The 25,990-nt window shown below is 60.6% G+C and carries 26 protein-coding genes; 14 read left to right on the top strand and 12 right to left on the bottom strand.

Annotated features, from left to right (window positions below):
• The first annotated feature begins 128 nt into the window (after positions 1-128).
• Complete coding sequence (locus tag BLO49_RS12515; protein WP_090649127.1) at positions 129-1,646, top strand: AMP nucleosidase; 1,518 nt, start codon at positions 129-131, stop codon at positions 1,644-1,646.
• A 326-nt stretch (positions 1,647-1,972) separates the two neighbouring features.
• A complete protein-coding gene (locus BLO49_RS12510) occupies positions 1,973-3,358 on the top strand; it encodes an anthranilate synthase component I family protein (protein ID WP_090649124.1) in 1,386 nt (461 codons plus the stop codon).
• On the opposite strand, the gene BLO49_RS12505 is transcribed toward BLO49_RS12510, so the two are convergent.
• The 3 genes from BLO49_RS12505 to BLO49_RS12495 form a co-directional block, all read right to left on the bottom strand.
• Positions 3,355-3,939 carry a TadE/TadG family type IV pilus assembly protein gene (locus BLO49_RS12505; RefSeq protein WP_090649121.1) on the bottom strand — a complete coding sequence of 195 codons (585 nt, stop codon included), beginning with the start codon at positions 3,937-3,939 and terminating at the stop codon, positions 3,355-3,357. The genes BLO49_RS12510 and BLO49_RS12505 overlap by 4 nt on opposite strands.
• A gap of 1 nt (position 3,940) precedes the next feature.
• The gene (locus BLO49_RS12500) at positions 3,941-4,411 is read right to left on the bottom strand and encodes a TadE/TadG family type IV pilus assembly protein (RefSeq protein ID WP_245679013.1); all 471 of its coding nucleotides are present in this window, start codon (positions 4,409-4,411) and stop codon (positions 3,941-3,943) included.
• A 176-nt stretch (positions 4,412-4,587) separates the two neighbouring features.
• Complete coding sequence (locus BLO49_RS12495; protein WP_245679012.1) at positions 4,588-5,046, bottom strand: pilus assembly protein N-terminal domain-containing protein; 459 nt, start codon at positions 5,044-5,046, stop codon at positions 4,588-4,590.
• A gap of 382 nt (positions 5,047-5,428) precedes the next feature.
• On the opposite strand from BLO49_RS12495, the gene BLO49_RS12490 reads away from it, so the two are divergent.
• The 10 genes from BLO49_RS12490 (at position 5,429) to BLO49_RS12445 (ending at position 15,397) form a co-directional block, all read left to right on the top strand.
• Positions 5,429-5,611 (top strand): Flp family type IVb pilin, encoded by a 183-nt coding sequence (locus tag BLO49_RS12490; RefSeq protein ID WP_090649115.1) that lies wholly within the window; start codon positions 5,429-5,431, stop codon positions 5,609-5,611.
• Between the two features lie 109 nt (positions 5,612-5,720).
• Positions 5,721-5,897: a Flp family type IVb pilin gene (locus BLO49_RS12485; RefSeq protein ID WP_090649112.1), complete on the top strand. Its 177-nt coding sequence runs from the start codon at positions 5,721-5,723 to the stop codon at positions 5,895-5,897.
• A 63-nt stretch (positions 5,898-5,960) separates the two neighbouring features.
• Complete coding sequence (locus BLO49_RS12480; protein ID WP_170828332.1) at positions 5,961-6,479, top strand: A24 family peptidase; 519 nt, start codon at positions 5,961-5,963, stop codon at positions 6,477-6,479.
• A 402-nt stretch (positions 6,480-6,881) separates the two neighbouring features.
• Entirely contained in the window at positions 6,882-7,823 is a 942-nt protein-coding gene (gene cpaB / locus BLO49_RS12475) for a Flp pilus assembly protein CpaB (RefSeq protein ID WP_090649106.1), read from the top strand.
• A 224-nt stretch (positions 7,824-8,047) separates the two neighbouring features.
• Entirely contained in the window at positions 8,048-9,490 is a 1,443-nt protein-coding gene (locus tag BLO49_RS12470) for a type II and III secretion system protein family protein (protein ID WP_090649715.1), read from the top strand.
• Positions 9,491-9,499: 9 nt separating this feature from the next.
• A complete protein-coding gene (locus BLO49_RS12465) occupies positions 9,500-10,204 on the top strand; it encodes a CpaD family pilus assembly protein (protein WP_090649103.1) in 705 nt (234 codons plus the stop codon).
• Positions 10,205-10,217: 13 nt separating this feature from the next.
• Complete coding sequence (locus BLO49_RS12460) at positions 10,218-11,720, top strand: cellulose synthase operon protein YhjQ/BcsQ (RefSeq protein WP_090649100.1); 1,503 nt, start codon at positions 10,218-10,220, stop codon at positions 11,718-11,720.
• 10 nt (positions 11,721-11,730) lie between these two features.
• On the top strand, positions 11,731-13,359 hold the full coding sequence (locus BLO49_RS12455) for a TadA family conjugal transfer-associated ATPase (RefSeq protein ID WP_415500376.1): 1,629 nt from the start codon (positions 11,731-11,733) through the stop codon (positions 13,357-13,359).
• Positions 13,360-13,362: 3 nt separating this feature from the next.
• The gene (locus BLO49_RS12450; protein ID WP_090649097.1) at positions 13,363-14,361 is read left to right on the top strand and encodes a type II secretion system F family protein; all 999 of its coding nucleotides are present in this window, start codon (positions 13,363-13,365) and stop codon (positions 14,359-14,361) included.
• Between the two features lie 13 nt (positions 14,362-14,374).
• Positions 14,375-15,397 carry a type II secretion system F family protein gene (locus BLO49_RS12445; protein WP_090649094.1) on the top strand — a complete coding sequence of 341 codons (1,023 nt, stop codon included), beginning with the start codon at positions 14,375-14,377 and terminating at the stop codon, positions 15,395-15,397.
• Positions 15,398-15,566: 169 nt separating this feature from the next.
• Here BLO49_RS12445 and BLO49_RS12440 read toward each other — a convergent pair whose 3' ends face one another.
• The 4 genes from BLO49_RS12440 to BLO49_RS12425 all read right to left on the bottom strand — a co-directional run bounded on the left by BLO49_RS12440 (position 15,567) and on the right by BLO49_RS12425 (position 19,456).
• Positions 15,567-17,438 (bottom strand): ribonucleoside-diphosphate reductase subunit alpha, encoded by a 1,872-nt coding sequence (locus BLO49_RS12440; protein ID WP_090649092.1) that lies wholly within the window; start codon positions 17,436-17,438, stop codon positions 15,567-15,569.
• A 242-nt stretch (positions 17,439-17,680) separates the two neighbouring features.
• Positions 17,681-18,058, bottom strand: coding sequence for an aspartate 1-decarboxylase (gene panD, locus BLO49_RS12435; RefSeq protein ID WP_090649089.1), 378 nt, complete (start codon positions 18,056-18,058; stop codon positions 17,681-17,683).
• Between the two features lie 94 nt (positions 18,059-18,152).
• Positions 18,153-18,695, bottom strand: a complete 543-nt coding sequence (locus tag BLO49_RS12430) for a hemerythrin domain-containing protein (RefSeq protein ID WP_090649086.1) — start codon at positions 18,693-18,695, stop codon at positions 18,153-18,155.
• A 101-nt stretch (positions 18,696-18,796) separates the two neighbouring features.
• On the bottom strand, positions 18,797-19,456 hold the full coding sequence (locus BLO49_RS12425; protein WP_090649712.1) for a TetR/AcrR family transcriptional regulator: 660 nt from the start codon (positions 19,454-19,456) through the stop codon (positions 18,797-18,799).
• 274 nt (positions 19,457-19,730) lie between these two features.
• Here BLO49_RS12425 and BLO49_RS12420 point away from each other — a divergent pair, with 274 nt between their 5' ends.
• Entirely contained in the window at positions 19,731-20,810 is a 1,080-nt protein-coding gene (locus BLO49_RS12420; RefSeq protein WP_090649083.1) for a glycosyltransferase family 4 protein, read from the top strand.
• A gap of 33 nt (positions 20,811-20,843) precedes the next feature.
• On the opposite strand, the gene BLO49_RS12415 is transcribed toward BLO49_RS12420, so the two are convergent.
• The 5 genes from BLO49_RS12415 to sdhC form a co-directional block, all read right to left on the bottom strand.
• Positions 20,844-21,164: a 2Fe-2S iron-sulfur cluster-binding protein gene (locus BLO49_RS12415; protein WP_090649080.1), complete on the bottom strand. Its 321-nt coding sequence runs from the start codon at positions 21,162-21,164 to the stop codon at positions 20,844-20,846.
• 142 nt (positions 21,165-21,306) lie between these two features.
• Positions 21,307-22,080 carry a succinate dehydrogenase iron-sulfur subunit gene (locus BLO49_RS12410; protein ID WP_090649077.1) on the bottom strand — a complete coding sequence of 258 codons (774 nt, stop codon included), beginning with the start codon at positions 22,078-22,080 and terminating at the stop codon, positions 21,307-21,309.
• A gap of 13 nt (positions 22,081-22,093) precedes the next feature.
• On the bottom strand, positions 22,094-23,884 hold the full coding sequence (sdhA, locus tag BLO49_RS12405) for a succinate dehydrogenase flavoprotein subunit (protein WP_090649074.1): 1,791 nt from the start codon (positions 23,882-23,884) through the stop codon (positions 22,094-22,096).
• Positions 23,885-23,887: 3 nt separating this feature from the next.
• Positions 23,888-24,274: a succinate dehydrogenase, hydrophobic membrane anchor protein gene (gene sdhD, locus BLO49_RS12400; protein ID WP_090649071.1), complete on the bottom strand. Its 387-nt coding sequence runs from the start codon at positions 24,272-24,274 to the stop codon at positions 23,888-23,890.
• On the bottom strand, positions 24,274-24,687 hold the full coding sequence (sdhC, locus tag BLO49_RS12395) for a succinate dehydrogenase, cytochrome b556 subunit (protein WP_090649069.1): 414 nt from the start codon (positions 24,685-24,687) through the stop codon (positions 24,274-24,276). Before sdhC ends, sdhD begins: the two co-directional genes overlap by 1 nt.
• Positions 24,688-25,017: 330 nt before the next feature.
• On the opposite strand from sdhC, the gene BLO49_RS12390 reads away from it, so the two are divergent.
• Positions 25,018-25,638 carry a hypothetical protein gene (locus tag BLO49_RS12390; protein WP_090649065.1) on the top strand — a complete coding sequence of 207 codons (621 nt, stop codon included), beginning with the start codon at positions 25,018-25,020 and terminating at the stop codon, positions 25,636-25,638.
• Positions 25,639-25,990 lie beyond the last annotated feature (352 nt).

Here is a 25,990-nt window from a genome sequence, read left to right as displayed (position 1 = left end):
CTGAGACTCTTTCTTCCTGATTATTTTATCAAATAGTGCCCTGCACCGACGTCCATTTGCTGCGCGAACTGCGCCTGCGGCCGATGGGCGTCATAGAAAATTGACGTTCGGCGTGCTATGCAAAAGGCATGAAAAAAGAAAAGAAAACGACTACGCCGCAGACTTCCCCCCAAATCGCTGCAAGCGAAATTGTCCGCCAGTTGCGCCAGATCTATGACGAGGCCGTGGCCGCCCTCCAGGCCGACCTGCAAGCCTATCTCGCCACCCGCCAGAAGCCTTCGCGGCCCTTACGCGATGCCGGGCGTTACTGCTATCCCAAGCTGGCCATCGTCTGGAAGGGTGTACTCGATGACGAAGACGAGGCGCTGGTCATGGCCAACCGCCATCCGGAGGTCAACAGGGCCTATGCCCGTTTCTCGCGTCCCGGCACCTATTCCTCCTCGATCACCCGCCCGGATATTTTCGGCGACTATATCGAGGAACAGCTCGATCTTTTGATCCGCGACTATGGCGCCGAATGCACAGTTTCGCTGTCCGATCAGGAAATCCCCTATCCGTATGTGCTCGATGGCGCCGGACTCGATCTCAACAGCGTCTCGGCCATTGACCTCTCCCGCCATTTCCCGGCCACCGAACTGGCCCTGATCGGCAATGAGGTAGCCGACGGCATTTCGTTTATCGACGCCGAAGGCCACCATCCGCTGGTGCTGTTCGACGGCCTGCGCAGCGACTTTTCCATCGCCCGCCTGAAGCATTATACCGGCACCCCGGCCGAGCACACCCAGGGCTATATCCTGCTGACCAACTATAACCGCTATGTCGATGTCTTCGTCGCCTACGCGCTGGAGCAGTTGAAAAAACCAGACAGCCCCTATACCGCGCTCTCCTGCTGCGGCAATTTCACCATCACCAGGGACACGCCCGATCCGGAGGCCCTGATCGCCAGCTCCTCGTGGCGCAAGCACCAGATGCCGGCCTATCACCTGATGGCGCCTGGCCGGCAGGGCATTTCGCTGGTCAATATCGGCGTTGGCCCGTCCAACGCCAAGAACATCACCGATCATCTGGCCGTCATGCGTCCGCACGCCTGGCTCATGATCGGCCATTGCGGGGGCCTGCGTGCCTCACAGAGCATCGGCGACTATGTGCTGGCCCACGCTTACTTGCGCGACGATCATGTGATGGACGATGTGTTGCCGATCGAAATTCCCATCCCACCGATCGCCGAAGTGCAACAAGCCTTCCATCAGGCGGCGGTGCGCGTCACCGGTCAGGATGGCGAAGACCTGAAAAAGCGCCTGCGCACCGGCACCGTCGTCACTACCGATGACCGGAACTGGGAACTGAAATATTCGCTGTCGGCCCGGCGGTTTTCGCAGTCACGCGCCATCGCCATCGACATGGAATCGGCCACATTGGCGGCGCAGGGCTATCGCTTCCGTGTCCCCTACGGCACGCTTCTCTGCGTGTCCGACAAACCGCTGCATGGCGAACTGAAGCTGCCGGGCCAGGCCAATCATTTCTATGAGCGCGCAATCGCCGAACATATCCGGATCGGTATCGAGACGGTCGGCATATTGCGCGATTTCGGCCCGAAGCTGCACAGCCGCAAGCTCAGGGCCTTCGACGAGCCGCCGTTCAGGTAATTTCATTAAGCTCCTCCCCTCTTGGAGGGGAGGGGGACCGCGAAGCGGTGGAGGGGTAAACAACAGGCAACGGCATTTGTGGTTTTACCCCTCCGTCTCGACTTAGCTAACGCTTGCTCGACACCTCCCCTCCAAGAGGGGAGGATCAAAAGAAAAAGGAGCGGGTTGCTGTTAAGGCAAACCGCTCCAGTCAGATCAATGGACCTCCATCCATAGGACTTAACCGGTGCGGGCGGGCGTCATCTGACGCGGGCTTGTCGACAGGGGTTAAATCCTGATATCATTGTGCGCCTTCTGGCCCTCACTATCGAATCAAGTTGCTGTGAATGTTGCCGTTTTCGGCCGTCTCCCTTTCTATTGCTGCGCAAAAAAACCTGCCTTACGAGGCGGTGAGCGCACGGCTGGAAGGCTGGCTGGAGCACGCCTTTGCGGCCGGCTTCCTGTCCGATGGCGGTGCCCTCGGCCGGTACAGCTACCTGGTGGCACAACCCGCTGCGAAGTGGCAGCTCGCACATGACGATCCGCGCGAAACGGCTGAGTTTCTGCGCGAAGCGACCGCCCCCATCACGGCCGATCTCTACCGGAGTGATCTGCCGCCGTTTTCCGGCGGTCTGGTCGGCATGGCCTCCTTCGAGTTGGGCCTGCGGCTGGAGGGCATGAAGCGCCGGCCGTTCCGCATCGAAGGCCGCCAGCCGTGGCCCGAACTGATCATGCTGTGCTATCCGGCGGTTCTGGCTTTCGATCATCATGAACGCACCCTGACCGCTATCGGACGCGGCGCCACACTGGCCGACGCCGAAGCCGCGCGCGACGCCCTGGCGGCGCTTTATGCCGCAACACCCGCATCCGATCCGCACACTGCGCCTTTTACCGAAAGACCGCTCGATCTTGAAACGCCGGACGAGGTGCATGAAGACAAGGTGGCGGCGCTGGTGCGGCAGATACATGCCGGCGACCTGTTCCAGGCCAACCTGGCGCGTGGCTGGAGCGGCCGGCTGGCCCGCAACGCCACACCTGGACGGTTGATGGCGGCGCTGCATAACCGGGGCGCAGCCCCTTTCGGCGGTTTTGTGACCCTCGGTGATCGGGCGGTCCTGTCCAACAGCCCGGAACGCTTTATCGCGCTGGATGCGTTGGGCCATATGGAAACCCGCCCGATCAAGGGCACCCGCCCGCGCGGCAAAACGCCGGATGAAGACACGGCCCTCGCCCGCGAACTGACCGCCAGCGCAAAAGACCGTGCCGAAAACCTGATGATCGTCGACCTGATGCGCCATGATCTCTCCAAGGTAGCCGAGATCGGCAGCGTAAAGGTCACCGCGCTGAACGCGCTGGAGTCCTATCCCAATGTCCACCATCTCGTCTCGACCGTCACGGCACAACTTCAGCCCGGAAAGACGGCGGCGGATGTGTTGTGCGCCACCTTCCCGCCCGGCTCTATTTCCGGCGCGCCCAAGGTGCAGGCCATGAAGGTGATCTGCGAGATGGAGGCGGCGCGTGGCCCCTATTGCGGATCGCTGTTCTTTATCGACGCCGGCGGCGCGATGGATTCAAACGTGCTGATCCGCACCCTGGCTCTGGAAAAGGACGATGCGGGCTGGCATTTTCGCGCGGCGGCCGGGGGCGGCATAGTGGCTGACAGCGATCCGATAGCCGAACGCATCGAGACCGAAACCAAGTTGTCCCTGATCAGGTCGGTTCTTGAAAGTTAGGGACACAACGGGCAGGTGACCTCCGAGCCATTGCGCGGATGGTGCATGAAGGTGTCCTTGAAGACGGTGCCCGTTTTGAAGAAATTGCCGATGGGTGAATCGTAATCGTATTCCACCTCGGTCAGGATCAGGCTTTCACCGACCGCAATCTGATCAGTTGTTATATCCGTGATCGCCTTGTCACTGTTGGTATGCTTGGTCCAGTTGGAAGGCTCGCTCCAGTCCACCGTCGCCTTTTTCGTGCTTTGCATGGTTACCGATGTCAGGCGGATTCTCAAGGAAGTGCCGCTGGTCGGGAAAGGATCCAGCATGTTGGCGCCGATCGCCCACAGATCGGTGATATTGGTCGGCGTCAGGGTCTGCGACTGCGCCGCTAGGTCGCCCACCGTGGCTGCCAGATGCGAGACGCGGCGTGCAGCCATCATGCCCAGCGTCAGTTCGGCCATGCCAAGATAAAGCAGGATCAGGACCGGTGCGACCAGGGCGAATTCAATGGCTGACACACCCTTGCCATCGCCGGCAAAGCGCTTGCCGAAGGCTTTCAGCGTGACGATACGGTTGAGGCGGCGCAGGGAGAGCATGTTAAAACGGCTCGTTTCTGAAAACGGCTTTGGCGGAGACAACCGCATCGTTATTACCCAGCTTGGAAAGGGCGCCATCGAGCATGGGCGTGATCAGCGGCCATTCATAATAGACCCGCACCATCTGGATTCTGGAGCCCGGACCGATGTTGAAGTTGAAACTGGATGCCTTGAACTTGCCGTCCTCGATCGGCGGCGGCGCATTCGACAGGTCGGCGAAGCTGCTGTAGGTCTGAACGTCGACCTGAAGGCTGCTGATGCAGTTGCCGCCCAGCCAGCTCATATTGTCGCATATCTTCTGCTTGAACTGTTCAACGCTGGTATTGGCATTGGTGGTCAGGCCGGTGCGGATATCCCGCGAGGCCCTGTCCGTGGCATTATCGAGCGTCACCGACACCAGGAAGATCAGCGCCAGTTCGGCACAGGCACAGATCAGGAAGATCAGTGGACCGGCCACGAGCGCGAATTCCACGGCGGTGGAACCGCGCGTGTCTTTCAGGCCCCGAATGGCCCTACAAAGGTCCGCAAGCCTGGCTCGCATAATGGTTTTCGCGCCCCTGTTCTCAATAGTCGCGCCCAGATTACAGGGTCTCGGTCAATAGTCCGTTAAAACCGGTTTACAATTGTCACCGATTGGGGAGACAGGACTTACGGCGTAACGCCCGTTGCCGCCGCGATCGTGCCGAACGCAACCGGCGAGGTGGCGCCGGCATTGCTGCTGCCGCCCTCTTCAGAGGTACAGATCGTCGAGCAGACCATCAATGACGGGGTCAACCCCTTATAAACGGTGATGGCTCCCTTTTGCGAAGCGGTGACCACCACCTCGCCATCGAACAGCGGCCGGCCCATCTGGTCGGTAATGATGACGCTGGAATTACCGAAGCCCTTGCCGACAATATATACAGTGCGGGAATCGATGACATTGACATCGGCAATATCCGGATTGGCGACAATGACCGAACCCGCCGCACCACTCAGCGATATGCGTGCCGAATGGTTTTTCTCGACCACCAGGCGCTGGGCGGCGGAAGCGTTCGAAGCCATGCCCAAACAGAGGAAAGCGGCGGCCAATACCAAAGCCATCATGCCAGTCGATTTGATATTCATGTGTCTCATTATCCAAATGGCTCGTTTTTCGCAGGTCGCCCGAAACCGTTTCGGTCCTTTGAGTGTCTTTATAAGGATCATGCGTAAGGCCCGCGTTAGGAAACAGGCTAAATAAGATTTGTTTAAATTTGCTAAACGTAATATTAATGCGAAAAAATTCCCGTTAATACAACGATAAATATCGTTAAATCAAATTAAGGTTAATTCAATTTAATAGTAACTGCAGATTAACTATAGAATAATTTTATTTTCATTTGATTGTTTACTTCACTTTAATCATGGCTTGCTAATTTGATCTCGTGTTCGGGGGCAAATGAGCCGTTTACTCGGTACCCGATACGAAATGGTTCACTTGCTTTAAAATCTATCCAGGAGAAATCACATGACCAAGTTCTTCAATCGCTTTGCCAAGGACGAATCCGGCGCCACCGCCATCGAGTATGGCCTGATCGCCGCTCTGATCGCCGTCGCCCTGATCACCGTTCTGGGCGCTGTCGGCTCCAACCTCGGCGTGACATTCGACAAGATTTCGACCAAGGTCACAAATGCAAACGCTGCAGCCTAAGCTTAAGCGTTTTACTAGGTCGATCCAGATGGATTAACCGACGCAGGCCGCAGACGAGCAATTGTCTGCGGCCTGTTCTTTTAGCCCCTACACTTGCAGGTGCAGACCGATGTTCAAGCAATTCCTGGCGGATGAAAGTGGCGCAACAGCAATCGAATACGGCCTGATCGCCGGCCTGATCTTTCTGGCCATTGTCACGACCATACATCACTATACCGAGGCCACGGGGATCTTATATAACAAGATCGGTGATACCGTCGCCACCGCTACACAAGCTGCCAAATAAGCACATCCTTAACCCGGAGCTGCTACTCATACACGGCCACCCAACCCGTTCGAGGTATTGTCCGTGTCAATAACTATACTGCTGGCCTGTCTGTATCCGATCGCGCTATTCTGGGCTGCGGTATCTGATCTCACCACCATGACCATTCCCAACCGCCTGACCCTTGGCCTGGCGGTGCTTTTCGTGCCGGTCGGCCTGCTGGCCCATCTCAGCCTGTCGCAATGGGGTATCCATCTCGGCCTTGGTCTCGCCGGGCTGGTGCTTGGCATGACGCTTTTCGCCCTGCGCTTCATGGGCGGCGGCGACGCCAAGCTGATCGCGGCGGCCTCTTTGTGGCTTGGCCTTCACGGCTTTGTCGCCCTGCTTCTCTATACGGCGATCTTCGGCGGCGTCCTGACCCTGGGCCTGCTGGCCCTGCGTCAGTTCTTTTCGCTGTACGCCCCCAAACTGCCGCACTGGCTCGGTCAGCACCTGGAGCCAAAAGGCGGCATCCCCTATGGCATCGCCATCTGTGTCGGCGGCATCGCCGCCCTGTGGCAGAGCGATTTCATGAGCGGCCTGCTGCCGCTGCCAACGCTCTAAGGTGTGACGATTTTGGATAGGTCTCTTGATCCTCCCCTGCGAAGCGGGGGAGGTGTCACGGCCATGCTCTTTTCATGGCCGTGACGGAGGGGGCAAGCCGGCGGGAGATTGCCCGCTCCGTCGGCGACTTCGCGCCGCCACCTCCCCCGTTCGCTGCGCGACAGGGGAGGATCAAGAATGAGCGAACTCAAAATCATCAGATGTTAGATTTCTGTCCCGGATGCCAAAATCCGGGAATCTCCATGAATCTAAAGAATTATGCCCCCGCACACTTTCTTTAGGCGGACGTTAACTAACCTTAAGCGAAGATTCCTTAAGTTCAATTTCGCAGATGATTTGGCCCGCATGGCGCGGATTGCCGGATTTTCTCAGAGTCAGATTTTCTCAGGGGATATGGGGTCAATGAAGACGTCACGCTACGCCGTTATCGGTCTCGCGGCCATCGCGGCGCTGATCCTGGCCTTTCTGGTGCGCGGCATGATGGCCGGCAACGGATCGCACAAGGCCGAAGCCTCCGTCCAGGCGCCACCGGCGCAACCGACCGTCCGTGTGCTCGTCGCCGCCCGCGATCTGCCCGCCGGCGCCCGCATCACCGAGGCCGATCTCAACTGGCAGGACTGGCCGGTCAATACCCTGAACCCCGCCTATATTGTCGATGGCGGCGCGCCCGCCGCGACCCCGGCTGCCGGCAGCGAAGATGCGGCGGCCAAGAAGGGCGCCCCTAAGGATGGCCCGGTCGCCGTCAAGAAGCCCGGCAGTGAACTGGTTCAGGCTGTTGCCGACAAGGTAGCGCCGTCTCCCACCAAGGAAGCCTATGTTGGCGGTGTGACGCGCGAAGCCATTCTCGCCAATGAGCCGATCATCGACGCCAAGATCGTCCGCGCCGACGAGGGCGGCTATATGGCCGTCATGCTCAGCCCCGGTATGCGCGCCCTGGCCGTGCCGGTGAGCGTCGATAATACCGCCGGCGGCTTCATCCTGCCCGGCGACCGCGTCGATATCCTGGTCACCCACCAGACGCCGCGCACGACGGGCGGCGGCACGATCGATTCGGTCCAGCCGGTCCTGCGCAATATCCGCGTGCTGGCCATCGATCAGCAGGTCAATGTTGAGGAAGGCAAGCAGAGCGTCATCGGCGCCACCGCCACGCTCGAAGTATCGCCCTCGGACGGCCAGGTCGTCACCCTGGCCAAGGCGTCCGGCACCCTGTCCCTTATGCTGCGCTCCTATGCCGATGCCGCCGGTCCCTCCGGTGCGGTGGCCGCTGCGCCCACCGGCGCCGGCGACAAGTCGGTGCGCGTCTTCCGACCCGACCAGACCACAGAGGTAATGGTGTCACGATGAGATATCCGTGGAAAAAGAGCGAATCCCCTTCATCCTCCCCTGCGCAGCGGGGGAGGTGTCACGGCTTGTCCGTGACGGAGGGGGCAAATCGACGGTGGAAAGCCCCCCTCCGTCTCGACGCGCTTCGCTTGCTCGACACCTCCTTCGGAACGAAGGTTCCCGCTGCGCAGGGGAGGATCAAGACTGTCCTTACTAGCCTCATCCTTGGCACGGCCCTCTTCGGCATGGCCTTACCTGGCATGGCCGCGGCGGCGTCCGCCGGCGGCCTTCAGGTCCATACCCAAACCGCTTCGGTCAAGACGCAGGTTCTGAACCTCTCCAAAGGCCGGTCGGCGGTCATCGACCTGCCGGTCGACGCCAGCGATGTCTTCGTCTCCAATCCCGCCGTCGCCGATGCCGTGCTGCGCACGCCGCGCCGCATCTTCGTGCTGGGTGTGGCCAATGGCCAGTCCGACGCCATCTTCTTCGACGGCATGGGCCGCCAGATCCTCAACCTCTCGATCATAGTCGATGCCCCGACCGACGGCCTGGCCGACGCGGTCCAGCGCCTCTTCCCCGGCACCCATGTCGAGGTCCAGAGCGTCAATGGCCATGTCGTCCTGTCGGGCATTGCGCATGATGCCGGCGAATCCGACCAGATCGGCCGCCTGGCCGCCAGTTTCGCCGGCTCTCCGGATAATGTGCTCAACCTGATGACCATAGCCGGCAAGGATCAGGTGACGCTCAAGGTGCGTATTGTCGAGGTCAACCGCTCCTCGATCAAGCAACTGGGCTTGTCCAGTTCCATTACCTATAATGACGGCACCAAATCCTATTCCTTTGGCCGTTCCAATTCCTATGGCGCCAATGGCGGTTATCAGGGCAGCAAGGGCCTTTGCTATGGACAGGCCAAGACGGCGACCCTTGACGGCTCTACGACCACCACAACCACGAACGGCGGCACGACCACCACGGTTACCAATGCCGGCAAACTGAACTATGGCACCAGCAGCAATGCCTGCCTCGAAGCGTTTGAACATGCCGGTTTGGCCCGCACCCTGGCCGAACCCAATCTGACGGCGGTTTCCGGCGAATCGGCCAAGTTCCTGGCCGGCGGTGAATTCCCCGTGCCGACCGGCGAAGACGACCAGGGCCGCGTCAGTATCGAATTTAAGCCGTTTGGTGTCGGTCTCGGCTTTACACCGGTCGTGCTTTCTGGCGGCCGCATCTCGCTCAAGATATCAACCGAGGTTTCCGAACTGACCAATACCGGCGCCTTCACCGTTTCCGGCGGCGTCACCGTTCCGGCGCTCAGCGTCCGGCGCGCGGAAACCAGCGTCGAAATGCAGTCGGGGTCTTCCCTGATGATCGCCGGTCTGCTGCAATCGAAATTCAAGGAAAGCCTCGATTCCCTGCCGGGCATGACCTCCCTGCCGGTTCTGGGCTCGCTGTTCCGTTCGCGTGACTTCCTCAATGACGAAACCGAAATGGTCGTGCTGGTCACGCCCTATATCGTCGACCCCACCAACCCCGACGCCATGCAGACCCCGGCCGACAACCTGCAGGCCGCCGGCGACATGAGCGCCACCTTCATGGGCACGCTCAACAAGATCGTCAAACCGGCCGCCGTTGCTTCCGGGCAGGCACCCGAACCTTATCAGGCGCCCGTCGGCTACGTGATTGAATAGGACACAGACATGACACATCTTTTACGTTCTTTGGTCTTACGTCCTTTAGCCTTATCGCTCACCGCCTCACTGGCGGTTCTGTCGCTGACCGGCTGCGCCACCGATTCCGGCACGGCGGGCGGCATGGCCCTGACGGCGCCGACGCCCACCGAGCAGTATCCGCTCCAAGCGCAGACGATGACAAAGACCATCAATCTGCGCATCAATCCGAACGGCCTGTCGGGCAACCAGCGCACGGCGCTCGACCAGATCGCCCAAAAGGCAGGCTGGACCTCCGGCGCGCCGGTAAATGTCGAAATCATCACCAGTGGCGATCCGGCCGCTATCGCCGCCGGACGCACGGTCGGCGATTATCTGGTCGATCACGATGTCGCCGCAACCAGCTTGTCGCAACTGAGCCAGGCGGGCCAAGCCGCCGATATTGTCACAGTCAATATCGTCGATTACCGCGCCCGCACCTATGCCTGCGGTCAGACCTGGGAAAACCTGGCGGCCACGCGCAACAACACGCCTTACCAGAACTTCGGCTGCGCCGTTTCTTCCAACCTGGCCGCCCAGATCGCCGATCCGCGCGATCTTCAGACACCGAGGGCCGCCACATCGGCGGACATGGGACGTCGCTCCGTGGTGTTCGACAAGTACCGCAAGGGCGACGTCACGTCTTCGGCGAAGGATGACAACGCCACGGGCGCCATTTCCAACGCGATCAAGTAGAGCAAGGCAGATCATGGCAAATCCCGCCAAACATAATGACCCCTTCGACAGCCTTGATGACCTCGACGACGAGTTCGTCGACTACAAGGCCAGGCTCGATGCCGAGGACGACTATGCCGTGGACAGCTACGCGGCCTCGTATGCGGCGGAAACCCCGGCGCGCGATCCGTTCGCCGACGCGTTCGATGACGAGCCGGAAGCGCTGCCTGCCGATCTGCAACGCCAGGCTTTCGCGGCCCCGGCCTCCGGGTCAGCCGCCCCTTTGAGCCTGCGCGAGCCGGCCGGCCTGCATTTCAGCCATGATGACGAGGATATCGGCGCGATTTCCATTCCGCGCATCGCCATTCATTTCTTCCCGGACAATGAAGCCTCGGTCGCGGCCTGTGACGCGGCGGCACTCGACCGCCGCATGACACGCGCCCAGTCACTGGTCCGGCGCGGCGGCATTGCCGAGGCGATCGAAACCTATCGCCACGAACCCACGCCCTCGCTGATCTTCGTCGAAAGCGCCGCGCGCGGCCGCGACCTGCTCGATCAGTTGGGCCAGCTTGCCGAGGTGTGCGACGCCAATACCAAGGTGGTGGTCATCGGCGCACACAACGACATTTCCCTATACCGCGAACTGATCCGCCAGGGCGTCAGCGACTATCTGGTTGCACCTGTCCAGCCGATGCAACTGATCAAGTCGATCGCCACCCTTTTCAACGATCCGGAAACGCCCTTCGTCGGCCGCACCATCGCCTTTGTCGGCGCGCGCGGCGGCGCTGGTTCTTCCTCCATCGCCCACAACTTCGCCTACAATCTCAGCGAACAGATGCAGTCGAATACGGTCATCGTCGATTACGACCTGCCGTTCGGCACCGCCGGCCTCGATTTCAACCAGGACCCGCTGCAGGGCATGGCCGAGGCGCTGAACGAACCGGATCGTCTCGATTCCGTGCTGCTCGACCGGATGCTCGCTAAATGCACCGACCGCCTGTCGCTGTTCTCGGCGCCGGCCGCCCTCGACCAGGACTACACCGCCGACCAGGACGCCTATGACGAGGTGACGCGCAAGGTGCGCTCGGCCGCGCCCTATATCGTCATGGACCTGCCGCACCTGTGGTCACCCTGGCTGAAAGCGAATCTGATCGCCGCCGATGAGGTCGTCATCGTGGCCACGCCGGACCTGGCGAGCTTGCGCAATGCCAAGAACATCATCGACCTGCTCAAGCATTCGCGCCCCAATGACGCCGCGCCGAAACTGGTGCTGAACCAGACCGAGATGCCGGGCCGTCCGGAAATTCCGGTCAAGGATTTCACCGCCGCGCTCGGTATCGAGCCCTGCGCCCTGATTCCCTTCGATGCCAAGCTGTTCGGCCAGGCGTCGAACAACGGCCAGATGCTGAGCGAGGTGGCGCCCGCCGGCAAGGTGGCCGACGCCATGGCGCAACTGACGGCCCGCATCACCGGCCGCAATCCGGAACCTAAAACCAAGAAATCGTCCTCCTTCCTGGGCAATCTGTTTAAGAAGTGAGGTTCTGAACGTGTTTGGTAAACGTCCGACCGAAGGGGCTCAAGGGGCAGGCACGCGCGCCCTCGCCGATGCGGCCCGGTCCGGCCCGTCGCAGCTGGAGATCCGCGCCCAGGCTCTGAGTGCGGCCCCGCCGCCCGCCTCGGCCCGGTCGGATATCGCCACGCGCCCGCAGACCCTGGATGGCAAGACGCCCGCCCAGAATACCGCCACGCCGCGCACCGCCCTGCCCGAACTCAGTCAGGAAAAACGTGTCGGTGCGGATACTGGCGCTGCGGCCGCCAAGGCAAAACTCGCCCCCAACAAACTGAGCAAGGGCCTGGAGCAGATGCACCAGGCGCAGGCGGTCACCGAAATCGTCCGTGAGCAGTCTGACTATTACCACGCCACCAAGACGGCGATCTTCAATGCCCTGCTTAATACCATCGATCTGAGCCAGCTTGCCTCGCTCGATCACAAGGCGGCTTCCGAGGAAATCCGCGATATCGTTGCCGAACTGGTGGCGATCAAGAACGTCTCCATGTCGGTGGCCGAACAGGACAATCTCGTCCAGGACATCATCAACGACGTTCTGGGCTACGGCCCGCTGGAACCGCTTCTGGCGCGCGACGACATCGCCGACATCATGGTCAATGGCGCCACACGCGTCTTCATCGAAGTCGGCGGCAAGGTGCAGCTCACCAATGTGCGCTTCCGCGACAACCAGCAACTGATGAATATCTGCCAGCGCATCGTGTCGCAGGTCGGCCGTCGCGTCGATGAAAGTTCGCCGGTGTGTGACGCCCGTCTGCCCGATGGTTCCCGCGTCAACGTCATCGCGCCGCCGCTGGCGCTCGATGGCCCCACGCTCACCATCCGGAAGTTCAAGAAAGACAAGCTGACCATGCGCAACCTGGTGGAGTTCGCCTCCATCAGCCCGGAAGGGGCGCGCGTGCTGGGCGTCATCGGCGCCTCGCGCTGCAATGTGCTGATTTCCGGCGGTACGGGCTCCGGCAAGACCACCCTGCTCAATACCCTGACCGCCTTCATCGATCCGACCGAACGCGTCATCACCTGCGAAGACGCCGCCGAACTCCAGCTCCAGCAGCCGCATGTGGTGCGTCTGGAAACGCGCCCTCCCAATCTCGAAGGCCAGGGCACGATCACCATGCGCGACCTGGTCAAGAACTGTCTGCGGATGCGCCCCGAACGCATCATCGTCGGCGAAGTCCGCGGCCCGGAAGCCTTTGACCTGCTCCAGGCCATGAATACCGGCCACGACGGCTCGATGGGCACGCTGCACGCCAACTCCCCGCGCGAAGCCGTATCGCGTCTGGAATCGATGATCACCATGGGCGGCTACGGCCTGCCCTCGCGCACCATCCGCGAGATGATTGTCGGCTCGATCGATGTCATCGTCCAGGCCGCCCGCCTGCGCGACGGCTCGCGCCGCATCACCCACATCACTGAGGTACTGGGCCTGGAAGGCGATGTCATCGTTACCCAGGATCTGTTCGTCTATGAAATCGAGGGCGAGGACAAGCAGGGCAAGATCATCGGTCGCCACCGCTCCACCGGCATCGGCCGCCCGCGCTTCTGGGACCGCGCCAAATATTACGGCCTTGAGCGTGAACTGGCCGAAGCCTTGGATGCATCGGAATAGCCCATGCTCATGACCATCCTGATCGCCTTTCTGGGCTTCGTGATCATCGCCAGCCTCGGCTTCGCCTTCACCGGCGGGGGCGGAGGTTCGGCGGCACTGACCAAACGAACCCAGACTATCGGCCTCGGCAGCAATACCCGCACCAAACAGCGCCAGAAGGCCCAGGCCAAGACACCCGAAGAGCGCCGCCGGCAGATCACCGAGCAGCTCAAGGAAGCCGACAAGCGCGAACGCAAGGCGCGCCTGACCCTGCGCGCGCGGATGCTGCACGCCGGTGTGAGCCCGGATATTACCAAGTTCTGGCTCTACAGCGGCATCCTCGGCGCCGTGGCCTTCGTCATTCCGCTGCTGGCGCTGGGGCACATGCCTTTCCTGCTGCGCCTGCTGATCGCCTGCGGCGCCGCTTTCGCCGCCTGCTATGGCCTGCCGCGCTGGGTGCTCGGCATGATGGCGGCGCGACGCATCAAGAAATTCACCGAAGAATTTCCCAACGCCATGGATATCATTACCCGCGGCATCAAGTCCGGCCTGCCGGTCAACGACGGCCTGAAGCTGGTGGCCAAGGAATGCAGCGCGCCGCTTGGCCCGGAATTCCAGCGCCTGGTCGAAAATGTCGGTGTCGGCATGTCGCTTGACGGCGCGCTTGAAAAGATGAGCGAGCATATTCCCGCGCCGGAACTGCGCTTCTTCACCATCGTCATCGCTATCCAGGCGAAGACAGGCGGCAACCTCTCCGAAGCGCTCGGCAACCTGTCGGCCGTGCTGCGCGCCCGCAAGATGATGCGTGAAAAGATCAAGGCACTCTCCTCCGAAGCCATTGCCTCGGCCTCGATCATCGGTGTGCTGCCACCGGGCGTCGGCATCATGATCTCGGTCGTGCGTCCGGAATATATTGCGCCGATGTTTACCGATACGCGCGGGCAACTGATGCTGCTCGGCGGCGCGACCTGGATGTTCATGGGCATCATGATGATGCGCAAGATGATCAACTTCAAATTCTAGGGCGGGCACACACATGACCGATTTCGCCGCCTTTATCATGACGCCGGGCAACCTGGTCTTCGGTTTCGTCGCCGTCCTCGCCTTTTTTAGCCTGCTGACGCTCGGCCAGAGCCTGACCTCTGGCGACCAGCTCGATAAGCGCATGAAGTCCGTGGCCACCCGCCGCGACGAACTGCGCCGCCTCTCGCGCCAAACCGTCAAGGAAGGTTCCAGCCTGCGCCATACCGACACCAGCCCGTATCGCGCCCTGGTCGAGAAGCTGAACCTCAAGACTCTGCTGGAAGATCCCAAGGTGGTCGATAACCTGGCCACGGCCGGTTTTCGCGGTCCCAAGCCGGTCTCGACCTTCTACTTCTTCCGCTTCGCCATGCCGTTCGTGCTGGGCGCCATCGCCGCCTTTGAGATGTTCGTGATTGATATCGGTCACTATCCGGTACAGATCAAGCTGCTGATTACGGTCGGCGCCTTCGTCATCGGCTATTATGCGCCGAATATCTATATCAAGAACCTGGCCACCAAGCGCCGGACCTCGATCATGCAGGCGTTTCCCGATTCGCTCGACCTGCTGCTGATTTCGGTCGAAGCCGGCATGTCGATCGAAACCGCCCTGCAAAAGGTGGCCGCCGAAATGGGGCCGTCCTCCATCGAACTGGCCGAGGAACTCTCCCTGCTGGTGGCCGAACTCTCTTACCTGCCGGAACGCCGGATGGCCTATGAGGGGCTGTCCAAACGCACCAACCACCCCGGCATCAAGGCCGTGTGTACCGCCATGGTCCAGGCCGAGAAATACGGCACCCCACTAGGCACCGCCCTGCGCGTCATGGCCAAGGAAAACCGCGAAATGCGCCTTTCGGCGGCGGAGAAGAAAGCCGCCGCCCTGCCGGCCCAGCTGACCGTGCCGATGATCGTCTTCTTCCTGCCGGTGCTGTTCCTGGTCATTCTGGGCCCTGTCGTCCTGCGCATTACCGACATGCAGAAGAAAGATCATGCCGCGCCGATGATCGGCGACCGCCCGGCAGCCGAGCAGAAGAAATAAGACGTGGGGCCACAGGCCCCACACCCCGTAAGTCGACCAAGTCTGGATCGTCTATGCAATTCAATAAAAAAGGGCCTCATTTGGAGGCCCTTTTTTATTGAATTATAAAGTTGGATCAAGCTCTGACTGGCCTACGGGGTGCGGGGTCCGTGACCCCGCGTCTTTCAACTTACTGGCAGGCCAGGCATTCCTCATAGTCCGTCTTCGGCGTGTCCATCTTTTCGACGGCTTCCTTGGTGTCGCTGCCGGCGTGCGAGGCGCGCTGGACTGACTTGGAGCGCAGATAATAGAGCGACTTGACGCCCTGCTCCCACGCCGTCCAGTGCAGCATATGCAGATCCCACTTGTCGACATCGCCGGGCAGGAAGATGTTCAGCGACTGCGACTGGCAGATTTCCGGCGTGCGGTCGGCGGCCAGTTCAACTACCCAGCGCTGATCGATTTCAAAGGCGGTCTTGAAGACGTCCTTTTCATCCTGCGACAGGGCGTCCAGGTGCTGGACGGAACCTTCGTGCTGGACGATCGAATCCCACACCTCCGAAGTATTCAGGCCCTTTTCTTCCAGCAGATCGACCAGATACGGATTCTTGACGGCGAAGGAGCCGGAGAGCGTCTTGTGGGTATAGATATTGGCCGGGATTGGCTCGATGCCGGCCGAGGTGCCGCCGCAGATGATCGAGATCGAGGCGGTCGGGGCGATGGCCAGCTTGTGCGAGAAGCGCTCCATGACGCCGCGCTCTTCGGCATCCATGCAGGCGCCGCGCTCTTCGGCCAGCTTGACCGACGCCTTGTCGGCTTCGCGGCGCAGGTGCTTGAACAGGCGCATGTTCCACGACTTGGCCATGGCCGATTCAAAGGCCACGCCTTGGCTTTGCAGGAAGGAGTGGAAGCCCATCAGGCCGAGACCGACCGAGCGTTCGCGCATGGCGGAATAGACGGCGTTGTCCATCGAGGACGGCGCGCACTGGATGAAATCCTCCAGCACGTTATCGAGGAAGCGCATGATGTCTTCGACGAAGCCCGGCTGGTCGCGCCATTCCAGGAAGGTCTCGGCATTGACCGACGACAGGCAGCAGACGGCGGTACGGTCGCGGCCCTTGTGGTCGATGCCGGTATGCAGCATGATTTCCGAGCACAGGTTCGACTGACGGACCTTCAGCCCCAGCTCACGCTGGTGCGCCGGCATGGCGCGGTTCACGGTGTCAGAGAAGATCAGGTAGGGCTCACCGGTCTGCAGGCGGATTTCCAGAATTTTCTGCCACAGCGAACGGGCGTCGATAAAGCGGACGATTTCGTTGTTCTTGGGTGAGCGCAGGCCGAACTGGGCGCCATCACGCACGGCTTCCATGAATTCATCGGTGATGCCGATGCCGTGGTGCAGGTTCAGCGATTTGCGGTTGAAGTCACCCGATGCCTTGCGGATTTCGAGGAACTCTTCGATTTCCGGGTGGAAGACGTCGATATACACGGCGGCAGACCCGCGGCGCAGGGAACCCTGCGAAATGGCGAGGGTCAGCGAATCCATGACGCGGATGAAGGGGATGATGCCGGAGGTCTGGCCGGCGCCCTTGACCTTTTCACCGATCGAGCGGACGCCGCCCCAGTAGGTGCCAATGCCGCCGCCGTTAGAGGCCAGGGCAACGTTTTCGTTCCACACCGAGACGATGCCTTCGAGATTATCGGGCACGGCGTTGAGGAAGCACGAGATCGGCAGGCCGCGCTTGGCGCCGCCATTGGAGAGCACCGGCGTGGCAGGCATGAACCACAGGCGCGAGATATAATCATAGATGCGCTGGGCGTGATCGGCGTCGTCGGCATAGGTGGTGGCGACGCGGGCGAACATGTCCTGGTAGGTTTCACCCGGCATCAGGTAACGGTCATCGAGCGTGGTCTTGCCGAAGTCGGTCAGCAGCGCATCGCGCGACGGATCGGTGACAACCTTGGTGACCAGCTTGAACTCGGCGCGCTCCTTCGGGCGGACAGCCATGTTAACCTTACCGGCGGCCACTGTTTCACGCTTGACTGCTTCGTTCGCTGACATTGTCACTCTACCCTTGAAATCTCGAAATCGCTCCGGACCCGGAGCTACCCATATGGGAGACGTTAACAACTATATCTAGTGTCTGCGTCAGCCCGCCCGTCTATATAAGGGGCCATAGGCCAGAGTTTTCGTCAAGGATCAAGTCGATGTTTTGGCGAACTTTTTCGTTAATGAGAAGTTAAATTTCGGCTTTTTCCATACCGCTCAAGGGCTTGCGAAAGCCGGACGCTTTTTCGCCTCATTCACGATTCCTGTGGGAGAATCGTATGCGGCGTTTCTGACAGATAGCGGTCAAGTCTGTTGTGCCTGTCGACGAGCACGACATTGGGGATAATCGGCTTGTCCGACAGTTCGAACCCCATGATGATGATCTGTTCCGACTCATTGATCAGATGTGCCGCCGCCCCGTTCATGGCTATGACGCCGGAATCGCGCTCCCCCCGGATGACATAGGTCTCCAGTCGGTGACCGGAGGTATTGGAAACCACCAGAACGCGCTCGCCTTCCCACAGCCCGGCCGCCTCCATCAGGGCCTCATCTATGGTGATGGAGCCGATATAGGCGAGGTTGGCTTCGGTGACGTAGGCATTGTGGATCTTGGAACGCAGGACGTGACGCATGATAAACACTCGACAGTGACAGGACTGCCGCGCTTATGCGCGCCCCAACCCCGCGGGGTCAAGTTTCTCGGGGTTGGGGCGCGCATAATCATCGTCAGTGCATACGCGTCATTTCAGCCGGGGAATCGGCAATGCCGGATTCGGCAATGAGGGTCTGCTCGGCAAAGGTAGGAACACCCTCCGCCTTCAGTTCTTCCTTGCGCGCCGCCATCTCGGCGCCCAGGGCGTCATAATCGATATCCAGCTTGCGCGCCTGCGGGAACATCTCGCCCTCTTCTTCCTTTACATGGTGCAGGACGTTTTCGGACAGGACGGTGAACTTGGCTTCCCAGTGATCGTCGGATGCCTTCATGGTGCCCAGTTCGGCGATAAGCAACTTGGCGACATGGTGCTCTTCATCGGCTTCGTCCATCAGGCTGGTCGCCTCTGCTTTGCCGATGGCCTTGTTCAGCGCCTTGCGCACGGCCGGGTAGAAGAGTTCCTCCTCGATCTGGGTGTGGATCTTCAGTTCGGTCATAGCCTGGGTGGCGAGTTTGGCTTTTTCCCGCTTCGTCTCGGCTTTTTCGAACTGCTCGAACAGTTCCTTGACGGCGCGGTGATCGGCTTTCAGCATTGCGATGGCGTCGGTTGTGCTCATGGTATGTGGCTCCCAATGTAAGGTGAAGCCCGGACCCTACGCCTTCATGTGTTGGAAAGCGGTGGGGCATATGAACGCCGATTATAATTTTCCGGTGAGGGCTATTCGCCCCACAGATCGGTGACGTCGCCCTTCCGGTTGAGCATATGGATCGCGCGCTTGATCACGGTCAGCACGTTCTCGATCCGCGCCTCATTTTCATAGGTCAGGGCGGCGCGGTGCATTCCATCGAGGGCAAAGCGGGCCAGGTCGCGGCTGGCCTGGAAGCGGGCATCATTGCCGGCCATGATAAAGCCCGGCGTGGCGCGGCCCATGGCGGCATTATCGAAGGCTTCCTGCGCCGGTTTGATCGCCTTGGCGACATCGGCATCCTGGCGGCCGGCACGCTCAAGCGCCAGGAAGGCGGCAAAGGGCACGGAATCGAGCAGGCGCCAATAGGCGTCGATCGCGCCATCAAGCGCGTCCTGTCCGGGTTTCAGCTTCTTGGCCTCGGCCTCGAAAGCGGCTTCGCGCGCGGCATGGATATGCCAGGCGGCGGCTTCGACAAGGTCTTCGCGTGTCGGGAAATGGTAGAGCATGGCGCCGCGTGTCAAGCCGCAGGCTTCGGCAATGGCGGCATTGCCGGCGCGATCATAGCCTAGCTCGGCGAAGAGGCGCATGGCGGTTTCCAGGATCTGGATGCGCGTGCGCCGTGATTTGGGCGTATCCTTGGCGCCCCCATCCTTATCTCGCACCTGCGTTGTTCTTGCTCGCTCTGCCATGATTGCCTGTTTTTTCCGCCCCATGCACCACTTTGAATTATCCGGCGCCCTGAGGGGGTTCCTGACTTTAAAAATAAAGCTTTTTGACCTTTAGGCAAGCGGCAAACGATCAATTCCCTTATCGCTTCCTTACAATTCGCGTTTGTGCGCCGCACAAATGCAAAATTCGCCTTCGCGTGACGACAATCCGGTCGCCGCCGGCTTTGGTCTTGCCAAACAGCGAGACAACCGGCATTGAAGGCGGAACATCCGAAACGCCCTGAGGACTGACGAATTGCGTATCTTGCTGGCAACCGATGCATGGGAACCCCAGGTCAATGGCGTGGTGACGACGCTTAGGCGGACCATCGAGGAGTGCGAAAAGCTCGGCCACGAGTTCCACATCATCGACTACAACCAGTTCAAGACTGTGTCCTGGCCGGACTATCCGGAGGTCAAGCTGGCGCTCGGCTGCTATGAAGAGGTGCGCGAAATCATCCTCGATTACGAGCCGGACGCCATTCATATAGCCACCGAGGGCTTTGTTGGCATGGCGGCCCGGCGCGTCTGCCAGGAATTCAAGCTGCCCTTCACCACCAGCTATCACACCAAGTTCCCGGAATACGTTTCGGCGCGCCTGCCTATACCTTTAAGCGTCGGCTATGCCTTCATGCGCTGGTTCCACAAGCCCTCCGGCCGGGTGATGGTGGCGACGCCGACCCTGCAAAAAGACCTGGAATCGCGCGGCTTCACCAATATCTCGCCATGGACGCGCGGCGTCGATACGGTCACCTTCCGTCCGAACCTGGAGCCGATCTTCGGCGATTTGCCGCGCCCGATCATGACCTATATCGGCCGCGTGGCGGTGGAAAAGAACATCGAAGCCTTCCTGAAGCTCGACCTGCCCGGCACCAAGGTGATTGTCGGCAAAGGCCCGCAACTGGAAGAACTGAAGGCGAAATATCCGGAGGTGGTCTTTACCGGCCCGCGCTTTGGCGAAGACCTGGCGCGCTCCTATGCCGACTCGGATGTCTTCGTCTTTCCGTCTCTGACCGATACGTTCGGCCTGGTGATTACCGAGGCCATGGCCGCCGGCACGCCGGTGGCGGCCTTCCCGGCGCATGGCCCCATCGACCTCATTCCGGGTTCCGGCGCCGGCGCCATCAATGACGACCTGAAGGTGGCGATCGAAGAGGCGTTGCAGATCGACCGCAAGGCGGTGCGCGCCTATGCCGAGAAGTTTTCGTGGCCGGAATGCGCCGCGGAATTTATCCGCAATCTCGAACCCTATCCGGAACCGGCAAAGACCAAGCTTTGGACGAAGCTGCGCCAGTTGCCGCGTAAAATCCGCCGCAAGAAGACAAACGCCGCCTGATTCAGGGCTGTTTCGCTTTAGTGTTGGCTTTCTTTAGTGTTGGTTCTCTGGCATCCGCACGATCAGGCCATCGAGCGCATCCGACACGATGATCTGGCATGACAGGCGCGAGGTCGGTTGCAGGTCGTTGGCGAAATCGAGCATGGATTCTTCCATAACCGAAGCCGTGCCGGTCTTGTCGGCCCATTCCGGATCTACATAGACGTGGCAGGTGGCGCAGGCGCAGGCGCCGCCGCAATCGGCATCGATGCCGGGGATATTGTTCTTGACCGCGCCTTCCATGACGCTCTGGCCCGGCTTGACCTCGATGATGTGTTCTTTGCCGTCGTGTTCGATATAGGTGATCTTGGCCATGATAGTCACTTCAAATAAATAGAGCCGAAGCCTGGCTTCGGCTCTTAAAGCAAAATGCAAAAATTTTCGACGGGCCGCCCCGAGAAAATTTTTTCCACATCGCAAAGGGGGTACATGGGGGAAAGATCGTTTCCCCCATGCCTTACTTCGCGGGCATCATCTTCTTGATTTCGGCGATCGCCTTGGCGGGGTTGAGCCCCTTCGGGCAGACCTGCGCGCAGTTCATGATGGTGTGGCAGCGATAGAGCTTGAACGGGTCTTCGAGCGACTCCAGGCGCGCCTTGGTGTTTTCGTCGCGCGAGTCGGCGATCCAGCGATAGGCTTGCAGCAGGGCCGCCGGCCCGAGATACTTGTCCTGGTTCCACCAGTAGCTGGGGCACGAGGTTGAGCAGCAGGCGCACAGGATACACTCATAAAGGCCGTCGAGCTTGTCGCGGTTCGCCGGGGTTTGCAGGCGTTCCTTTTCCGGGTCCGGGGTCTTCGATTCCAGCCACGGCTCGATCGAGGCGTACTGGTTATAGAAACCCGACAGGTCGGGGATCAGGTCCTTGACCACCGGCATGTGCGGCAGCGGGGCTATGGTGATATCGCCGGAGAATTCATCGTGGCCCTTGGTGCAGGCCAGGGTGTTGCGGCCGCCGATATTCATGGCGCACGAGCCGCAGATGCCTTCGCGGCATGAGCGGCGGAAAGCCAGGGTCGAGTCGATGTTGTTCTTGATGTAGATCAGGCTGTCGAGCAGCATCGGGCCGTGATCGGCCGAGTCGACCTCATAGGTATCCCAGCGCGGGTTCTCGCCGGCATCCGGATCGAAGCGATAGATCTTGTAGGTGCGCGTCGTTTTGGTCTTCTTCGCGGCCTTGAAGCGCTTGCCTTGTTTGATCTTGGAATCGCGGGGAAGTGTCAGTTCAACCATTTCTCATACGCTCCTAGTACACGCGCGCTTTAGGCTGGATATAGGCGATATCATTCGTCATGGTGTAGGTATGGACCGGACGGAAGTCCGTCTTCACCTGACCGGTATCGGTATCGATCCACATCAGGGTGTGCTTCATCCACTTTTCGTCGTCGCGGTTCGGGAAGTCCTCGCGGGCGTGGGCGCCACGGCTTTCCTCACGGTTGACGGCCGAATTGACCGTGACGACCGCCTGATTGATCAGGTTGTCATATTCCAGCGCCTCGACCAGATCGGTGTTCCAGATCAGGCCGCGATCCTTGATGCCGATGTCCTTCGAGGCGGCATGGATTTCAGCCAGGCGGGCGACGCCTTCCTTGAGGGTTTCGCCGGTCCGGAAGACGGCGGCGTCCTTCTGCATGGCTTCCTGCATGGACAGGCGCAGTTTGGCAGTGGGGGTGGCGCCCGAGGCATTGCGGAACTTATCGAGGCGGGCCAGGTGTTTGTCGACCTGCGCCGTGCCGATATCCTTGTGGGCGACGCCCGGCTGCACCAGTTCCTTGGCGCGCAGGCCGGCGGCGCGGCCAAAGACCACGAGGTCAATCAGCGAGTTGGAGCCGAGGCGGTTGGCGCCGTGCACCGACACGCAGGCCGCTTCGCCGACAGCCATCAGGCCCGGCACGACCGTATCGGGATTGCCGTCCTTCAGGGTCAGGACTTCGCCGTGATAATTGGTCGGGATGCCGCCCATATTGTAGTGGACGGTCGGGATAACCGGGATCGGTTCCTTGGTCACATCGACGCCGGCGAAGATCTTGGCCGATTCCGAGATGCCTGGCAGGCGCTTGTGCAGGATTTCCGGCGGCAGGTGATCGAGGTGCAGGAAGATATGGTCCTTCTTCGGGCCGACGCCGCGGCCTTCGCGGATTTCCATGGTCATCGAGCGCGACACGACATCGCGCGAGGCCAGGTCCTTGGCGGAGGGGGCGTAGCGTTCCATGAAGCGCTCGCCCGCCGAATTGGTCAGGTAGCCACCTTCGCCGCGCGCGCCTTCGGTGATCAGGCAGCCGGAGCCGTAGATGCCGGTGGGGTGGAACTGCACGAATTCCATGTCCTGGAGCGGCAGGCCGGCGCGCAGCACCATGGCATTGCCGTCACCGGTGCAGGTGTGGGCCGAGGTGGCCGAGAAATAGGCACGACCATAGCCGCCGGTGGCCAGAATGACGAGGTGGGCGCGGAAGACGTGGATGTCGCCGTTATCGAGCTGCCAGGTGGTCACGCCGCGACACACACCGTCGTCCATGATCAGATCAAGCGCGAAATGCTCGATGAAGAATTCGACATTGTTGCGCACGGATTGGCCGTAAAGCGTGTGCAGCATGGCGTGGCCGGTGCGGTCGGCGGCGGCGCAGGTACGCTGCACCGGGCCTTCGCCGTAGTTGCGGGTCATGCCGCCGAACGGACGCTGATAGATCTTGCCCTCTTCGGTGCGCGAGAAGGGCACGCCCCAGTGTTCCAGTTCGTAGACGGCCTTGGGCGCGTTACGCACCAGGTATTCGATGGCGTCCTGATCGCCCAGCCAGTCCGACCCCTTCACGGTGTCGTACATGTGCCATTCCCACTTGTCCTCGCCCATATTGCCTAAGCTCGCGGCGACGCCACCTTGGGCGGCCACGGTGTGGGAGCGGGTCGGGAAAACCTTGGTGATACAGGCGGTTTTCAGACCGGCCTGACCGGCGCCAAGCGCGGCCCGCAGGCCGGACCCACCGGCGCCGACCACGACCACATCATAGTCGTGATTGATAATGTTGTACGGTTTGGCCATGAGTTAAGCCCCCTGGTGCAGAACGAAGAGCGCGTAGCCGGTGGCAATCAGGAGAGCCGCACTCAGGAGAATATTGAGGAACAGTGTGAAGCCGCGCAGGCCGCCTTGCAGGTAGTCATCGATAATGACCTTAATGCCCATATACATGTGCCACACCGAGATCAGCATGGTCAGGCCGATCAGGCCGGCATTAAGGGGGACGCGGGCAAAGGCCACGGCCGCATCAAAACCGCCGCCGGCGACAGTGAAGGCCGCGTAAGCCGCCCACAGGGTCAGCGGGATCAGGACCAGCGAGGTGCCGCGTTCGGCCAGCCATTCTCCGGCGCCATGATGGGCCGATTGTTTCCATGATTTGACGCTCTTGGCGCCGACATTACGATCGGTAGTCATCAGAGGGTCACCTTGCCGGTGGTGAAGAGGACCGCCCAGAAGGCGAGGGTGAGGATGACGCCGAGGATCATGGTCCACAGGGCGATCTGGTCGGCCTTCTTAGGCTCGAAGCCGGCGCCCGTATCCCAGATCAGATGGCGCAGGCCGCCGGTCAGGTGAACGAAGCCGGCGAGCGACAGGCCGAACCAGACCAGCAGACCGAGCGGCGACGAGGCCAGCGTCAGGAAGCAGGTATAGTGTTCGCGCCCCACGGCGAGCGCGACCAGCCAGGCGGCGACCAGGATCGCGCCGGCGACCGAAGCCGAGCCGGTAACGCGGTGCATGATCGAACTGAACATGGTGATATGCCAGCGCCAGACCTGCAAATGGGGTGACAAAGGTCTTGGTGGCGTTTGGGGAGGAGTCTGAGACATATGATGTGGCCTTAACCAATGTCTTGTACGGGACGGCAGAATAGCCGTAGCCGGAAACGTTACACTTGCCGGTCTTTTAGACCCTGAAAGCGCTGTGTCAATCAAGCTTTGAATACGAAAAGTCGTTTTTTGCAGATCATTTACGCAAACGCTTCGCATCCGCATTAACAGGCTTCACGACGATGTGATTCCCCTTTCGCCCCAGCTTGGACAAATTTTTATGGTTTGCTTATCTGATGAATAACTTCTTAAGTTGCGCCTGATTAGCTCATCCTGAACCGCGCACAGCTTCCCCCTTCCGACATTGCCGCAGTAAGAGAGTACAGCCTAGTGATTTCCGCCCTGATCCTTTCCGCCGCCCTGATGACGCCGAGCGCCGCCCAGGACGATCTTCTGCCGGATACCCAGCCCGCAGCCACCACGGTGGAGCAGGCCCTGACCCCACAGGCCCCGGCCGTAGCGAACGCAACACCCCCGGCCCCAACGCAGCAGACCTCGATGTCCAGCGCGGCCGTCAGTGTTGATGCTTACCGCCGCAACTACGAAGGCCCAAAGGATTCGCGCGAACTGAGCTACGATTCCGGCCTGCTTTCGGCCCTGCGCTCAAAGGAAAGCCAGATCGGCAATATGGAAGGCTCGTGGGTGGTGGCCGGTGCCGATGGCCAGAAGCTGCTTGGCCTCGAACTGCGCAGTGAAAACGCCGTCAGCGGCCGGATCGAAGGGGCGTGGCGCTCCATGCTGGCGGGCTTCGGCATGAACAGTTCCGGCTTTGTGTCGGACATCAACATGACCGGCCGCGACATGGAGGTCACCTATTATGCCGGCGGTGCGCGCTCGCCCACGCTCCTGCACCTGACCCAGGGCGGCGATGCGCTGTGGCGCGGCTATTTGCTTGATCCCAAGGGCATAAAGACGCCGGTGACCATGTCTCAGGTCCGGATGGGGAACTGATTTCAAGTAAGACACCCCACCACCACGCCTTCGGCGCGGTCCCCCTTGTAAGTTATTTCCATCTGTTCTTTTGTGGACAGCGCTGGAAGCGGTAGGCAGACCGTGTCCCCCTTGGGGTTTCATCCCGTTAGGAGCCAGGTCGCCTTCCGTTTTCCATCAACCCCGAACAGTCGCCAGGGACGGCCTTGCCGATCCCGATTATGCAAGGATGGGTCAGGATGGAAACGCTTATATATGTTGGTATCGATGTGTCCAAGGATCGTCTGGATGTTCACCTGCGTCCCTTGGGTGAGAGTTTTACCTGCGGTCAGTCTGCGCCTGAGATCGATGGTCTGGTCGTCCGCTTACAGGC

The sequence above is a fragment of the Asticcacaulis taihuensis genome (genome assembly GCF_900100255.1).
GTDB lineage: Bacteria > Pseudomonadota > Alphaproteobacteria > Caulobacterales > Caulobacteraceae > Asticcacaulis > Asticcacaulis taihuensis.
This window is presented reverse-complemented; position numbering and strand designations above follow the sequence as displayed.

Coding starts and splice junctions, on each gene's coding strand:
- BLO49_RS12515 (WP_090649127.1), top strand. CDS start 129: ATGAAAAAAGAAAAGAAAACGACTACGCCGCAGACTTCCCCCCAAATC.
- BLO49_RS12510 (WP_090649124.1), top strand. CDS start 1,973: ATGTTGCCGTTTTCGGCCGTCTCCCTTTCTATTGCTGCGCAAAAAAAC.
- BLO49_RS12505 (WP_090649121.1), bottom strand. CDS start 3,939: ATGCTCTCCCTGCGCCGCCTCAACCGTATCGTCACGCTGAAAGCCTTC.
- BLO49_RS12495 (WP_245679012.1), bottom strand. CDS start 5,046: ATGAATATCAAATCGACTGGCATGATGGCTTTGGTATTGGCCGCCGCT.
- BLO49_RS12490 (WP_090649115.1), top strand. CDS start 5,429: ATGACCAAGTTCTTCAATCGCTTTGCCAAGGACGAATCCGGCGCCACC.
- BLO49_RS12485 (WP_090649112.1), top strand. CDS start 5,721: ATGTTCAAGCAATTCCTGGCGGATGAAAGTGGCGCAACAGCAATCGAA.
- cpaB (WP_090649106.1), top strand. CDS start 6,882: ATGAAGACGTCACGCTACGCCGTTATCGGTCTCGCGGCCATCGCGGCG.
- BLO49_RS12470 (WP_090649715.1), top strand. CDS start 8,048: ATGGCCTTACCTGGCATGGCCGCGGCGGCGTCCGCCGGCGGCCTTCAG.
- BLO49_RS12465 (WP_090649103.1), top strand. CDS start 9,500: ATGACACATCTTTTACGTTCTTTGGTCTTACGTCCTTTAGCCTTATCG.
- BLO49_RS12460 (WP_090649100.1), top strand. CDS start 10,218: ATGGCAAATCCCGCCAAACATAATGACCCCTTCGACAGCCTTGATGAC.
- BLO49_RS12450 (WP_090649097.1), top strand. CDS start 13,363: ATGCTCATGACCATCCTGATCGCCTTTCTGGGCTTCGTGATCATCGCC.
- BLO49_RS12445 (WP_090649094.1), top strand. CDS start 14,375: ATGACCGATTTCGCCGCCTTTATCATGACGCCGGGCAACCTGGTCTTC.
- BLO49_RS12440 (WP_090649092.1), bottom strand. CDS start 17,438: ATGTCAGCGAACGAAGCAGTCAAGCGTGAAACAGTGGCCGCCGGTAAG.
- panD (WP_090649089.1), bottom strand. CDS start 18,058: ATGCGTCACGTCCTGCGTTCCAAGATCCACAATGCCTACGTCACCGAA.
- BLO49_RS12430 (WP_090649086.1), bottom strand. CDS start 18,695: ATGAGCACAACCGACGCCATCGCAATGCTGAAAGCCGATCACCGCGCC.
- BLO49_RS12425 (WP_090649712.1), bottom strand. CDS start 19,456: ATGGCAGAGCGAGCAAGAACAACGCAGGTGCGAGATAAGGATGGGGGC.
- BLO49_RS12415 (WP_090649080.1), bottom strand. CDS start 21,164: ATGGCCAAGATCACCTATATCGAACACGACGGCAAAGAACACATCATC.
- BLO49_RS12410 (WP_090649077.1), bottom strand. CDS start 22,080: ATGGTTGAACTGACACTTCCCCGCGATTCCAAGATCAAACAAGGCAAG.
- sdhA (WP_090649074.1), bottom strand. CDS start 23,884: ATGGCCAAACCGTACAACATTATCAATCACGACTATGATGTGGTCGTG.
- sdhD (WP_090649071.1), bottom strand. CDS start 24,274: ATGACTACCGATCGTAATGTCGGCGCCAAGAGCGTCAAATCATGGAAA.
- sdhC (WP_090649069.1), bottom strand. CDS start 24,687: ATGTCTCAGACTCCTCCCCAAACGCCACCAAGACCTTTGTCACCCCAT.